This is a genomic window from Sphingobacterium endophyticum (assembly GCF_009733535.1).
GTDB lineage: Bacteria > Bacteroidota > Bacteroidia > Sphingobacteriales > Sphingobacteriaceae > Sphingobacterium > Sphingobacterium endophyticum.
The window spans coordinates 375,496-389,581 of record NZ_ML771899.1 but is presented as its reverse complement, the minus strand read 5'-3'; the positions used below and the strand labels follow the sequence as shown (position 1 = coordinate 389,581).

10 protein-coding genes are annotated in these 14,086 nt (G+C 37.9%); 6 read left to right on the top strand and 4 right to left on the bottom strand.

What is annotated here, in order from left to right; all coding sequences use genetic code 11:
* Nucleotide 1: 1 nt before the first annotated feature.
* Nucleotides 2-2,467 carry a glutaminase family protein gene (locus tag E0Y80_RS01760; RefSeq protein ID WP_156305684.1) on the bottom strand — a complete coding sequence of 822 codons (2,466 nt, stop codon included), beginning with the start codon at nt 2,465-2,467 and terminating at the stop codon, nt 2-4.
* A gap of 333 nt (nt 2,468-2,800) precedes the next feature.
* On the opposite strand from E0Y80_RS01760, the gene E0Y80_RS01755 reads away from it, so the two are divergent.
* Genes E0Y80_RS01755 through E0Y80_RS01740 form a run of 4 tightly spaced genes read left to right on the top strand, consistent with a single transcriptional unit; the run spans nt 2,801 to nt 9,230 of the window.
* A complete protein-coding gene (locus tag E0Y80_RS01755) occupies nt 2,801-5,956 on the top strand; it encodes a PVC-type heme-binding CxxCH protein (RefSeq protein WP_156305683.1) in 3,156 nt (1,051 codons plus the stop codon).
* A gap of 25 nt (nt 5,957-5,981) precedes the next feature.
* Nucleotides 5,982-6,836 carry a sugar phosphate isomerase/epimerase family protein gene (locus tag E0Y80_RS01750; protein ID WP_156305682.1) on the top strand — a complete coding sequence of 285 codons (855 nt, stop codon included), beginning with the start codon at nt 5,982-5,984 and terminating at the stop codon, nt 6,834-6,836.
* A gap of 60 nt (nt 6,837-6,896) precedes the next feature.
* Complete coding sequence (locus tag E0Y80_RS01745; protein ID WP_156305681.1) at nt 6,897-8,156, top strand: MFS transporter; 1,260 nt, start codon at nt 6,897-6,899, stop codon at nt 8,154-8,156.
* A gap of 24 nt (nt 8,157-8,180) precedes the next feature.
* Nucleotides 8,181-9,230, top strand: coding sequence for a ThuA domain-containing protein (locus E0Y80_RS01740; RefSeq protein ID WP_156305680.1), 1,050 nt, complete (start codon nt 8,181-8,183; stop codon nt 9,228-9,230).
* Nucleotides 9,231-9,237: 7 nt separating this feature from the next.
* On the opposite strand, the gene E0Y80_RS01735 is transcribed toward E0Y80_RS01740, so the two are convergent.
* Nucleotides 9,238-10,485, bottom strand: coding sequence for a 3-deoxy-D-manno-octulosonic acid transferase (locus E0Y80_RS01735; protein ID WP_317163504.1), 1,248 nt, complete (start codon nt 10,483-10,485; stop codon nt 9,238-9,240).
* Between the two features lie 56 nt (nt 10,486-10,541).
* Here E0Y80_RS01735 and E0Y80_RS01730 point away from each other — a divergent pair, with 56 nt between their 5' ends.
* Entirely contained in the window at nt 10,542-11,507 is a 966-nt protein-coding gene (locus tag E0Y80_RS01730) for a UDP-glucuronic acid decarboxylase family protein (RefSeq protein WP_156305679.1), read from the top strand.
* An 11-nt stretch (nt 11,508-11,518) separates the two neighbouring features.
* Complete coding sequence (galE, locus tag E0Y80_RS01725; protein WP_156305678.1) at nt 11,519-12,547, top strand: UDP-glucose 4-epimerase GalE; 1,029 nt, start codon at nt 11,519-11,521, stop codon at nt 12,545-12,547.
* Between the two features lie 92 nt (nt 12,548-12,639).
* On the opposite strand, the gene E0Y80_RS01720 is transcribed toward galE, so the two are convergent.
* Nucleotides 12,640-13,059, bottom strand: coding sequence for a DUF983 domain-containing protein (locus E0Y80_RS01720; RefSeq protein WP_156305677.1), 420 nt, complete (start codon nt 13,057-13,059; stop codon nt 12,640-12,642).
* Between the two features lie 8 nt (nt 13,060-13,067).
* Nucleotides 13,068-14,063: a helix-turn-helix domain-containing protein gene (locus E0Y80_RS01715; protein WP_156305676.1), complete on the bottom strand. Its 996-nt coding sequence runs from the start codon at nt 14,061-14,063 to the stop codon at nt 13,068-13,070.
* Nucleotides 14,064-14,086 lie beyond the last annotated feature (23 nt).

Sequence of the window (14,086 nt, the reverse complement as noted above, 5' to 3'; positions counted from 1 at the left end):
CTTAATTCCTTCCTTTAATTTGATCTTCAAATTTCTTTATAAAATATCCACCCACTACCGCTCTAGCTTTAAAGCCCCGTCTTTCCGGCCGATCTGTCCAAGTCCAATCGGACATCGGAACCCGAGTCGTCGATTCATTCATAAAACTGTAAACCGGTTTAATGAATTTCTGGAAGGCATCATGACTATCCGCCATTGTTGCTGTCCAAAATATCCAGTCTGTTTTTGTATAGGCTTCGCGGCTATCCAGAGGTAGGCCGAATTGATTCTGTTTAGTTAAATAGTATTTAATTTCCCTGTTAATAACATTTGGATCAAAAATCCCCATATCGAATACCTTATCCCAAACCAGATTATACTTCTGGCTCCAAGTGCCGGGTTTATCGAAAGTAAGCCTATAGTGATCCCCGTCATTAGCCATTTTCTCCCATTCTTTAGCCATCTCTTTAGCTTTTGAAATATATTTATCGGCAACCTCATTCTTCCCTAGCATCTTTGCTAGATGCCCAAAAGATGCAATGCCCATAATCGCTTTTGCAGAAAGATTGGCATTGTGAGCAAAATGACCTGCAAAATCATCGGTGCAGAGTTGATTTTCAGGATCCAACCCATTTTCTACCAAATAATCCGCCCAGATAGTTAGTGTTTTCCAATGCTTGTCCGCATATTTTGCATTGCCTTCAGCTCTGGCTATGGCATAGGTTAAAACCAACATGTTACCACTTTCCTCCACCGGCATATCATCACCATAAGTTTGACCATTTCCCACAGGATATGTACCAATATCATGAGAAGGGAATGGTTTCGGCCATTTTCCGGATTCCGAATAGTAGAAGATGAAGTTTCCTAAGGCCTTCGCTAATTCAGGGTTATAAGTAAGGAATAAAGGAGCAGAAGGATAGGTTATATCGACTGTACCGATAGAGCCATTACTATCATTCTCCTTAGACAGCCATAGTAGGTCTCCATTTGGAGCCTCCACTAATTTATGAGCAGCAATAGATTGGCGATAGGCTAAGGCACATAACTCTGCATATTCCTTTCCGTATTTCTGATAGTCCAACATAAATTGGTTGTCAAATTTTTCTACTGCCTGCATCAATTGATCATACTCTTTGAATGCGAGCTCAAATTGTTTTTCAATACTGCTATTTTCTTTTCTATTCCAGTAGGGTCTCAGATTCGTGCCAAAATATTGAATAGCAAACACATCGTCATAGCCTATAGCAATCTTACCTTTAGCAGTACCATTTACCTGAAGCTTTTTTGTTAGCGCCAATTGATCTATTCCATTATTCTGACTCTTTGATTCTGGAATTCCTTTTACGAACGAGGATCGTAAAGAGGCACTGTTACCTACTTTTGCCTTTGACCCTTGGCTCTCTGAAGCCAAATAAAAGTAGCCCCAATCATTTTTGACATGATCTCCTTTACGTTCTAAAACCTTTTGGGAAACTGAACCTGTTTTTAGATAAGTAATTCCATTATTCTCAAAGGTTGAGGATACAGATTCTTGAGTTGGAAGATTGAGTGCCCAGTTTGGAGATGCTTCAAAATACAATTCCACATCTTTTGGTTTCGAAGATTTAAGTTCATAACTTAAATAATTGATTGGCCTGGACAACAACTCAAGATTATCCAAAAATACAGGAGCCGTAAAAGTGACTTTCAATTCAACATCTCCACATTGAAAAACATAGATGGTTTGCATAGGCTGAACATCGAATGAAAGCTGTGTTGCAGTTTTCCCGAAATAGGAATCATCTGTTCGTTCAACCAATAATCCAAAGTCTAGAAAACCATTTGCACCACCATTAAAACAATAGGCAGCAATTAAGTTTTTACCTTTCTTTAAGCTCTTTAAAACCTGATCTGAAAGCTCAACTCTTTTGTTTTTCCCTGTTCCCCCTGTATTTACGACTTCAATACCATTGATATAAATTTTGGTATCGTCATCATGGGAATATTCCAAGTAAACAGATTGATTTGAAAGATCTTCTTTTAACTCAATTTCCCTTCTAACCCAAATTTTATCGGTTGTCCAGTTTGTTTTGCTGAGGGATTCATTTTCAATGGTTCCAAAAGCCCCTTTGCCAGAGCTCCATTTAGAATCATCAAAGTTCATTGACGCCCAATGATCAGTGGGCTGATTCGTTGTATATTGGCCATTCCATGATCTATCTTCTCCATTAGGGACTAAGGAAATCATTTCCAATTCTTCGGTACCCATGAACCTATACAATTCTCCATCAATTTTTACAACTCCCAAGAATGGAGTTTTCTTATCGGACCAATGTACTGGACTTGAATCATAAAGATTATTTGTATAGGACCAGCCACTGCTATTGGGGTCGATCGTGATTAATGGAAAAGCAGGTGCTCGAAGGTCATTCTTAGTATGTTGCGCAACTAAGACCTGCACACACAGCGCCAAAAATAGGATTAGTACATAGGTTTTCTTTATCATGCAAAAAGTTCAAAACTTATTCTTTTAAGTATAGACATTGTTTCACAAATATTATATTGTTCAACGATTCATATACCTTTATAAATATAATGATTGACTATAGGTTTATTATCTCTTTAGATAGAACTAAATATAACAACTAAAACGTTTTAAGCAAACTGTGTAAGGAATTCTTTACAAAGTAATTCCATATCAATTGTAATATTTTTATTAAACAGGATAGTACAGGACACCCTAAACAAATTATAAACCTATATTTGAGTTAACCTGAATCGATGTACCTAAGAATTTCGTTTCATATAGATCTATAATCAACCTCTACAAATTTAAATTATGAACTCATTGAGGCATTTAATAGCATTTTCATTTATCCTGTTTTTACTTGGCTGTAGCCATAAACCAAGCATGGAACCCATCAAAATCCATAAAGATTCACGAGTTGTTTTAGTAGGAAATAATTTAGGATCAAGAATGATGGAATATGGGGATTTTGACACGGAATTGCACACTCGATTTCCTGACAGTAATCTATACATTAGAAATATCTGTAGTCCCGGGAATACACCGGGATTCCGGCCACATCCATCGAGAAATTCTCCTTGGGCATTTCCGGGGGCAGAAAAATTCAATCCTGAATTTGATATCAATACAGGTAGCGAAGGCCATTTCCCAACAGAGGACGAATGGTTAAACACTTTAAAGCCAGATCTGATTATTGGATTTTTTGGATACAATGAATCCTTTCGTGGACAAGAAGGAATAGAAGATTTTAAAGGTGAAATAGCTGCATTTATCGACCATACCAATGCACAAGATTATAATGGGGGAAAAGGAACCCAGTTGGTTCTAGTTTCGCCAATTGCGTTTGAAGACCTGTCAAACATCTACGACCTTCCTGATGGCAAAGAAACCAACAAGAATATAAAATTATATGCCGATGCGATGCAGCAGGTGGCTAAGGAAAAGAACGTTCCATTTTTAGATGTATATAATATTACTCAAAAATGGTATGACCAAGAAAAAGATCCTGTAACCATTGATGGATCACAACTTTCAGAAGCTACGTATGCAAAATTTGCAGACTACCTTGTCAGCAATATTTTTGGAAAAGGAGATGGAAAACCATCTGCTCATAAAAAGGAAATTAAAGAAGCCGTTTTAGAAAAGGATTGGGTTTGGAATCAAGACTTTAAAATTCCGAATGGAGTACATGCCTATGGCCGAAGGTATAATCCATTCGGTCCAGAAAACTATCCATTTGAAATCAAAAAACTACGTCAATTAGGTGAGATTAGAGATACCGCGATATGGAAAGCCGCAAAAGGAGAATCCTATGATCTTGCCGCAATGGATAAGAACACCTCTTCACTACCGGAAGTAAAAACGAATTATGATTTTGGACAAGGTAAAGATGCAAAGTACTTATATGGCGAGGAGGCCCTAGCAAAGTTCCATACTGCCCCAGGCTATAAGATTGATCTTTTTGCCTCAGAAAAAGAATTTCCAGATCTAGCAAATCCTGTCCAGATTTCCTTTGATTCTAAAGGAAGACTTTGGGTTGCGACCATGCCTAGCTATCCACATTGGAAAGCTGGTGATGGGAAACCAAATGATAAAATTATTATCCTAGAGGACACTAATGGCGATGGAAAGGCAGATAAACAATCAATTTTTGCAGACCACTTGCATTTACCCATTGGATTTGAATTTATTCCTGAAGGGGTTTTATTATCTCAAGGAAAGAACCTGGTATTGTTGAAAGATACAGACAACGATGGCAAAGCTGATAAGAAGGAAATTATTCTTAGTGGATTTGATGATCATGACACCCATCATGCACATAGTGCTTATACTATGGATCCTTCGGGGGCAATGTTTATGGCAGAAGGCGTGTTCCTGCACACAAATGTTGAAACCTCCTACGGACCTGTAAGAGGTGTTAATGGCGGGTTTTATAGATATTCTCCACAAAACAAGCGATTAGAAAGAGTAGCACAGGTATCCATTCCTAATCCTTGGGGAATTGCAACCGATGATTGGGGACAGACTTTATATTTGGAAACATCTGGACCAGACGTTCGTTGGATGCTGCCTGGTAGTATAAAACCTAGATATGGGGAGGCGAATGACAAATCATTTACCTTAGTAGATGAAGCACATCGCGTTCGCCCAACTTCTGGATTAGAATTTATATCATCCAGTCACTTCCCTGATTCTGTTCAAGGGGATTACCTATTAAATAATACCATTGGATTCCTTGGAGGAAAACAGCATACTTTTGAAGATGATGGAACTGGATATAAATCGAAACATAGGCAGGATTTATTCTGGTCGGATGATAAGAATTTCCGTCCAGTAGATGCTGAGATAGCACCCGATGGCTCTTTATATATCGTAGATTGGCACAACATGCTGATTGGACACATGCAGCACAATGCGCGTGATCCGCTTCGTGACCACGTTCATGGTAGAATCTATAGAATTACCTATCCATCTAGACCACTTGTGAAGCCGGCAAAAATTGATGGTGCTTCCATTGATGAATTATTAGAAAACTTAAAACTTCATGAAAGTAGAACACGCTATAGAACCCGCACAGAATTAAGGATGCGAGATGCTGATGAGGTGGTTAAAAAAACCGTTGAATGGGCTAAAAATTTAGACGAGAAAGATCCTAAATATCTCCATAATTTGACCGAAGCTATGTGGGTAACATGGGGCGCAAATAAAATTAATGCCGATCTTGTACAGAAACTCCTTGAATCCAATGATTATCATGCACGCGCTGCTGCAATTCATGCTTTAAGGTACAATACTGACAAAATCAAGAATTACAAAGAATTGATGGCCAAAGCCACAAAAGATGAAAGTGGACGAGTAAAATTAGAATTAATCGCTGCAGCATCATGGATGAAACCAAATGAAGGACTTGATTTAATGAATACCATAGATACAACGACTCTGGATAAATGGAACAAACCGGCTTATCTGACCTCATTGGCGCATTTAAACAATAAATCTGTCAAAGAAAACAAGGAAACAAGTAAGACTGCTACGAAGCTTACAGGCCCAGCATTAGACCAGTTTAAACGAGGCTCTGTTATTTACGCGAAAGAAGGCTTCTGCGTAACCTGTCATCAGCCAAACGGCAAAGGCTTAAATACCTCAGGCTTCCCGCCATTACAAGCAAGTAGATGGGTAACAGGAAATGAAGATCGATTGATTAAATTAACCTTAAATGGTTTATTAGGACCAATTGAGGTCAATGGTAAAAAGTATCCGGGCCAAGTACCGATGACTCCATTTGGCATGATGTTAAATGATCAGGAGATTGCGGATGTATTAACGTTCGTGCGGAATTCATTTGGAAATGAGGCATCACCGATTTCAGCGGCAAAAGTTAAAGAAATACGTGATTCAATTAAAGATAAAAAAGGTTTCTACTCACCGGATGAGTTATTGAAGGTACACCCTCTTGAAAAAGAATAATTATTTTTAGAAAAAGAAGATATATATGAACAAAATTGGCTTTAATATCTTACCATGGACTGCTGGAGTTTCTTCAAAGGCTTTTCCCATTCTTGACCGATTAAAGAAAATAGGTTATGACGGTGTTGAGGTTTTTATAGGCTCCCCTGACCAAGAAGAGTACAAAGCATTAGCAGAACATGCAAAGAATTTAGGCTTAGAAGTAAATGCAGTTACCGTATTAGGGCTGGATGAAAACCCGATATCTCCAGATAAAAAAACACGTGAGAAGGGAATAGAAAGGATTAAATGGGCAATTGACCGCGCACAGGATTTGGGGGCGGAAATATTATGCGGACCTTTCCATTCCACACATGGATTCTTTACAAGAGCTGCACCTAATGAACAGGAATATCAGTGGGCGGCTGAGGCCTTAAGAATTGCCGGAGATCACGCACAGAAAGCAGGTATAACACTAACTCCCGAAGCAGTTAATCGATTTGAGAATTATTTAGCCAGCTGCATAGATCACCTGTCCTATTTAATAGAGCTGACTAATCATCCGAACGTAAAGGGAATGTACGATACTCACCATGCAAATATTGAAGAAAAGAATGTTACAACATCCATTCAAAAGATAGCCCCAAATTTAGCGCACGTGCATATCAGTGAAAATGACCGTGGAACTCCGGGGAAAGGGTTGGTACACTGGGATGAAGTCTTTCAATCATTGCATGACATTAATTATAAGGGATGGTACACGATTGAGGCATTCTCCAGAGCAGATCCTGATTTTGCGAATTCCATTAATGTATGGCGAGAATATTCGGACCCATGGGAAATTGCCGAATATGGGTATAATTTTATCAATACTAACTTAGAAAAATTTGAAAAAAAATAAGTTATCTTGTATCTTGTTGAAAAATCAACAAGAAAAATTTAACCACAAATAAACCCTATTATGAGTAAACAAGTTAACCCTAGTGCCTTGTTTTTAGGAAGCTGTCTAGCACTAATCACTACAGGCCTTACATTCTCCATCCGCGCAGGAATCTTACCGCAGCTTGGCGAGAATTTTAATCTTTCTGCAGAACAACTTGGATTTATCAATTCCATGTGGTTCCTTGGATTTCCAATTTCAATGATTCTCGGTGGTATTTTTTATTATAAAATTGGCCCCAGCAACATTATGCGTTTCGCATTTATCTCGCATACATTAGGTATTTTGTTAACAATCTTTGCGAACGGATATTCTACCTTATTGATTTCAACCTTATTTATAGGATTAGGAAATGGTTGTACTGAAGCAGCTTGTAATCCATTGATTGCCGATCTATATTCAGGCAAAAAAATGGACAAAATGCTAAACAGATTCCACATGTGGTTCCCAGGCGGAATTGTATTGGGTAGTTTGATCTCCTTAGCAATGACAAAAATGGGAGCATCTTGGCAGACTCAAATGTGGATTATTATGATCCCTACAATTCTGTATGCCGTTATTTTCTATGGTAAAGCATTCCCAAAACCAAAACAAGAAAGCCAAGCTTCTCTATCAAACAATTTGAAAGCGATGTTTTCACCAACCTTTATCTTCTTATTCTGCTGTATGGCATTAACGGCTATTTCAGAATTCGGACCACAACAATGGGTTGGAATTATCATGGCAAATAGCGGAGCAAGTCCAATGTTAGTTTTAGCACTGGTAACAGGTGTTATGGCCGTTGGTCGCTTTTTTGCCGGTCCAGTCGTTAAGGCACTTGGGCAAACAGGGGTTTTACTGGGCGGGGCAATTTTTGCAACCATTGGCGTTTATTTATTCTCCGTTGCAACAGGAGGAATGGTTTATCTTGCGGCATTACTATTTGCAGTTGGTGTATGTTACTTCTGGCCGACTATGATTGCCACAACTGCTCAAAGGGTCCCTCTTAGTGGCGCAATAGGCATGTCTGTAATTGGAGGAGTTGGTATGTTTTCAACATCGATATTCCAACCTATCATCGGACGTTGGATCGACCAATCAAAAGCTGCTGTACAACAATCAGGAGCTGTAGTTGAAAATCTGGACCTTGCAGTTGGTCAAATCACATTGGCAAAATTGGCAATCTTCCCTGGAGTTCTAATCATTTTATTCATATTCTTCCATTTCTGGCAAAAAAGATCATATAAACCGGTACATGAAGAAGAATCCGATCCATTAGATCCTCAAGTAGAAACAACTTAATCAACCATATTTTTAAGATTTATAATGACACACAACCTCAGAACCGGTAAAACCTTTAAGAACAGTTCAAGTAGATTAATTTTAATTCTGTTCTTGGCACTTAGCTTTAGTTTACAAAATTGTTTTGCACAACAAAATAATTGGTTACACTATACACCTGAAAAAGGACAGGATAAAGGAAAGAAAATAGTCCTTATTTCTGGCGATGAAGAATACCGTTCCGAGGAAAGCTTACCCATGCTGGCGAAAATATTAACTCAAAAGCATGGGTTTGAAACTGTCGTATTGTTTTCAATAAATCCAAGCAATAATCAAATCGATCCTGAATTTCAAAAAAACATTCCCGGAATAGAGAACCTGGAAAATGCAGATTTAATGATTATTGCAACTAGGTTCCGCGAATTACCTGATGCACAGATGAAATTCGTTGACAACTACTTAAAAGCTGGTAAACCAGTAATAGGACTAAGAACCGCAACCCATGCCTTTAATTTTTCAAAGGAATCTAAAAGTCCATATAAACACTATGGATATGGAAGCGCTGAAGGAGAATGGAAAGGTGGATTTGGCGGATTAGTTTTGGGTGAAACATGGATCAATCACCATGGAGATCATGGAAAAGAAGGTGCTTTAGGATTGATCAACGGCCTTGAAGTAAATGCCAAAAACCCAATCCTATTAGGTGTTGGTGATATTTGGGTACCCTCCGATGTTTATGGAATTAACAACAATCTTCGCAATGCCCATATCCTTGTCTTTGGACAGCCTACCTTAGGAATGACTGCTGACAGTCCTGTGAATAAAAAGAAAACCATTATGCCGATTGCATGGACTAAAGACTATCAGTTGCCAGGTGGCAAAAAAGGAAAAGCATTTACAACAACTATGGGAGCTTCAATTGATTTATTAGATCAGAACCTTCGCCGATTAATTGTAAATGCCGCTTATTGGGCAGTAGGCTTAGAAAATGACATTAAAGCAGATTTAAATGTAGACCCAGTTGGAAATTATAAACCTATTATGTTTGGTTTCGGCACACATATTAAAGGAAAATATCCTAAAGACTATAAATAGAAAAAACTTAATCTAACAAGCGTTCGGTTTGCAGATATTTCATGATGATCTGTGTCGCGCCAGAACGTTGCTGAACATAATTTTTTGCAGCGGTGCTAGCCTTTAAAAGCTTCTCGCTATTTTGTAAGGCAATATAAACTTCATTTAAGTCTTTTTCGGAGGAAACAGAAAATCCTGCACCTAATTCCAAAAGGTCAATAGCCTCTTGGAATTTTTCATATTTAGGGCCAAAGATAACCGGCATCCCGTAGGTTGCTGCTTCTAAAGTATTATGAATTCCCGCGCCAAAACCTCCGCCAATATAGGCCATTCTACCATAATGATACAGTGAGGAAAGCATACCGATATTGTCAATAACTAAAACCTGTGAAGATGCTATTTGCTGATCGGTATAGCTGCTGAATTTTGAGAACAATAATGCAGTAGGAAATAACTTTTTAATGGAATCAATATGTTCTTCATGTATCTCATGGGGAGCAATAATAGCTTTCAAACTCTTGTTTTTTTCTAAGAGAGCCTTAAGTAGTTCCTCATCTGCCGGCCAAGTACTTCCCGCCACTATTGTTTCGTGATTTAGTGAAAACCTAGCTGCTTCAGAAATCTCTTGATGTTGTTTTGGAAGCTCCACTACCCTATCAAAACGGGTATCTCCCGCTAATCCTGCATTCGAAATCCCAATCCACTTCAACATATTGACACTATCCGTATTCTGAGTGAAGTAATAAGAGACCTTCTTTAAAATTGACCTAAAAAAACCACCATATTGTTTAAAAAAGACCTGATCCTCCCTAAAGATTGCCGAAATCATAAGTAACCTAATCTTTCGCTTATTTAGCTCATTAAAATAATGATACCAATATTCATACTTTGTAAAAACGGCAAATTTAGGATCAATGATATCTAAGAATTTTCGAGCATTCTTTGCAGTATCTGCCGGCAGATAAAAGACATAATCAGCTAAAGGCGTATTTTTTCTTATCTCATAACCTGATGGAGAAAAAAATGTTACAATAATTTTTTCTTGAGGAAAACGCTGTTTTATCTGTTCCATAACTGACCTCCCCTGCTCGAATTCTCCCAAGGAAGCAAAATGAAACCAGATGTATTTTTGCCCCTGTTCAACCGTTTGCTCAATATGTTTCAATATGTCTTTACGACCATTGACCAATAGTCTGGCCTTCGCATTAAAAGGGGCCAGAATCTTGATCAGTAAGCTATAAATAGAAATTCCTAAATCGTAAAGAAAACGCATCATGTTAAAATATTACTTATCTTCGTCAAAGATATTTAAACCTTTTTAAATTCACTATTGTGCAAGAAAACAAGCGCAAACGAATACTTATAACTGGAGCAGCAGGATTTTTGGGATCTCACCTCTGTGACCGCTTCATTTCAGAAGGTTTTCATGTGATTGGAATGGATAACCTGGTGACAGGCGACATTCAAAATATCGAACATCTATTCAAGCTTTCTAATTTCGAATTCTACAACCACGATGTTTCTAAATTCGTCCATATTCCGGGAGAATTACATTATATCCTTCATTTCGCCTCCCCAGCTAGTCCCATTGATTACCTTAAAATCCCTATTCAAACCTTAAAAGTAGGATCGCTAGGTACTCATAACCTTTTAGGATTGGCAAAAAGCAAACAGGCAAGAATATTGGTGGCATCAACCTCCGAGGTATATGGTGATCCTTTGGTTTCACCGCAAAATGAGGAATATTGGGGAAATGTTAATCCAGTAGGACCTCGCGGAGTTTATGACGAAGCAAAACGTTTTCAAGAAGCCATGACCATGGCTTACCACAACTTTCATGGTTTAGAAACACGAATTGCAAGGATCTTTAATACTTTCGGCCCAAGAATGAGGCTGCACGATGGAAGAGCATTGCCGACTTTTATTTCCCAGGCTCTCCAAAATAAAGACGTCACGGTATTCGGTGATGGAAAACAAACTCGATCATTTATCTATGTCTCCGATCAAATAGAAGGAATCTGCAAACTGCTTTTTAGCGACTACCATTTACCTGTCAATATCGGTAACCCCGAGGAAATGACCCTGATTGATATGGCAAAAGAGATCATCGAATTGACAAATAGTAAGTCTCAAATCATTTATGAGCCATTACCGATCGACGATCCTAAACAAAGGCGACCAGACATTCAAAGGGCTAGAGAGATTCTTCATTGGGAACCAAAAGTATCAAGAAAAGAAGGGCTTGAAAAAACAATAGCATATTATAATTCATTATTTAAAGAACATCCAACTATATAAAATAGAATAAAATGAGCAAAATTTTAGTTACCGGAGGAACCGGATTTATAGGATCACATACGGTTGTAGAGCTTTTCAATGCTGGATATACACCAGTATTGGTAGATAACCTTTCAAATTCTAGTATTAAGATTTTAGATCAAATCGAGAAAATCATTGGTGAAAAGCCTGAGTTTCATCAATTTGACCTTTGTGATGCAGCAAAAGTAAATGAATTTGTAGCGGCAAATCCAGATATCTCAGGTATTATACATTTTGCAGCTTCAAAAGCTGTAGGAGAATCGGTTCAAAACCCCCTTAAATATTACCATAATAACTTCTTCTCTTTAATTAACTTGCTAGAGGCTTACCGTGAGAAACCTATTAATTTTGTATTCTCATCTAGCTGTACTGTATATGGAGAACCAGATACCTTGCCTGTTACAGAATCTGCACCGGTGAAAAAGGCAACTTCTCCTTATGGAAACACCAAACAAATAGCTGAGGAGATCTTAGAAGAAACTGCGAATGCAAATAAAAACTATCAGTTTATCGCATTGCGTTATTTCAACCCGGTAGGAGCACATGAATCAGCGTTAATTGGAGAATTACCTCTCGGAGTGCCACAAAACCTGCTACCATTCATCACCCAAACCGCAATCGGCAAACGTGAGAAATTAACCGTATTTGGTGATGACTATGAAACTCCAGACGGTTCTGCAGTTCGTGATTATATCCATGTCGTTGATTTAGCGAAAGCACACGTTGCAGCAATTAAGCTGCTGGAAAAAGGCAATCCTAACGGTAATTATGATGTTTTCAATATTGGAACTGGAAATGGATACTCCGTATTGGAAGCCATCAAAGCATTTGAAAATGCTTCAGGCCAAAAGCTGAACTTTGAAATAGGCCCTCGCCGCGAAGGTGATATTATAAAGGTTTGGGGAGATGTGACAAAATCTACCAAAGAACTAGGATGGAAAGCTGAATTAGGCATCGATGAAATGATGTCTTCCGCTTGGGCTTGGGAAAAATATTTAAAAGATAATCCAATAGGATAATTAGATAAAAGTATAGATTTATAAAGAAAGCGTCTAATTTTAAGAATCGGACGCTTTTTCATTTTTATCTAAGGCATTTATATCTTCTGAAGTTATTTACCCTCCTCCTTTGCCCTTTGAAAGATCTTTGGATTAAACTTGAAAGATGGTGTCATCAGGTAAAGTAGAATAATCCTAGAATATCTATTATTGAAAGGAGCCAACAGAATAGTGGTCGCCAAAGCAACAATAACATATAGCCAGGGGCTTTCAAGATTTCCCGATAGAAGATAGGTTCCCACGCATGCTGTAACCAATTCAGCAACACTCATAGCATAACTCACATACATCGCTACATAAAAATAACCAGGTTCCTTTTCAAATTTTAAATCGCAGGCCGGACACCTCTCCAACATCTTTTGAGACTTAAAACTTAAAAGTGGTGCTGCAAACATATTCCCAGTTCTACATCTTGGGCATTTCCCATCAATAGCACTTTTTAATCCGGATGGGATAGTATATTGTGTATCCATATTAATATTTACTTCCATTGTGATTTTCTGAATTCTTCAGGGGTTTTACCTTCTACTTTTTTAAAAAACTTGGTAAAATAGGAATTGTCGTTGAAGTTCAGGTAATAGGAAACCTGCGAAATTGTCCAATCCGGCAAAATCAACAATCTCTTCGCCTCCAACATAATCCTATTCCTAATTACTTCACCCGCTTGTGCTCCTAAATATTCCTTGCAAACAGAATTTAAATGATTTGGTGTTACAAATAATAATTCCGCATAATCCTTCGGCAGATGCAGTTCCTTAAAATTAAGATCAACCAAGGATATAAAATTCTTAATTAGAACTAGATGGTAATCCACCGTCTTCGTTGGAAAATTAGGAACATAAGCTTGATCCAATTTTAATAGCAGATAAAGCAATAAAGAACGCTTTAGATCAATATTAACCGGCTTTGTATTCAACTCATTCAATTGATCAAATAAGAAAGAAAACCCAGCTAATTGATGTTCTTCCAAGACAAATACCCCCTCATTTAAGGAAGAGAATAAATTTAGATTCTCGATATAATCCGGCTGAATCAAAAGCGACTTGAAATAATCGATATCAAAATTGACAATATACCCTGTCATCTTGCCTTCAAACATCCAGGAATGTACCTGGCCGGGTCCCATAAAATATACCTGCCCTCTCTGAATGGCATATCGCCTGAAATCTATCTCATGCATCCCTTCTCCTGAAAGGAATAATACCATTTGGTAGAAGTTATGACGATGTGGGAAAACAAGGTTATTATTCTTGCCCAAATACACATCCAAGCGATCTGCCAAAAAATGCTTATCCTCCTTATAGGAAACCGTACATTGCTCTAAAACAGGTATCTTGCCCATACAACACAAAGGTAGACAATAACTACCACTAGAAGTGGTATAAAACCAACTATCAATGGTATTATTTACTTTTGTAAACCAAAATTCTGCATTTTTAATAGAATTAATACCATTCAAATCCACAATCTTTCTCACATTGTATAATTTTGAATCTATAC

What these genes read in the sequence shown, in the direction of transcription:
- E0Y80_RS01755 (WP_156305683.1), top strand. Translation starts at nt 2,801, where the DNA reads ATGAACTCATTGAGGCATTTAATAGCATTTTCATTTATCCTGTTTTTA.
- E0Y80_RS01720 (WP_156305677.1), bottom strand. Translation starts at nt 13,059, where the DNA reads ATGGATACACAATATACTATCCCATCCGGATTAAAAAGTGCTATTGAT.
- E0Y80_RS01745 (WP_156305681.1), top strand. Translation starts at nt 6,897, where the DNA reads ATGAGTAAACAAGTTAACCCTAGTGCCTTGTTTTTAGGAAGCTGTCTA.
- galE (WP_156305678.1), top strand. Translation starts at nt 11,519, where the DNA reads ATGAGCAAAATTTTAGTTACCGGAGGAACCGGATTTATAGGATCACAT.
- E0Y80_RS01760 (WP_156305684.1), bottom strand. Translation starts at nt 2,467, where the DNA reads ATGATAAAGAAAACCTATGTACTAATCCTATTTTTGGCGCTGTGTGTG.
- E0Y80_RS01750 (WP_156305682.1), top strand. Translation starts at nt 5,982, where the DNA reads ATGAACAAAATTGGCTTTAATATCTTACCATGGACTGCTGGAGTTTCT.
- E0Y80_RS01740 (WP_156305680.1), top strand. Translation starts at nt 8,181, where the DNA reads ATGACACACAACCTCAGAACCGGTAAAACCTTTAAGAACAGTTCAAGT.
- E0Y80_RS01735 (WP_317163504.1), bottom strand. Translation starts at nt 10,485, where the DNA reads ATGATGCGTTTTCTTTACGATTTAGGAATTTCTATTTATAGCTTACTG.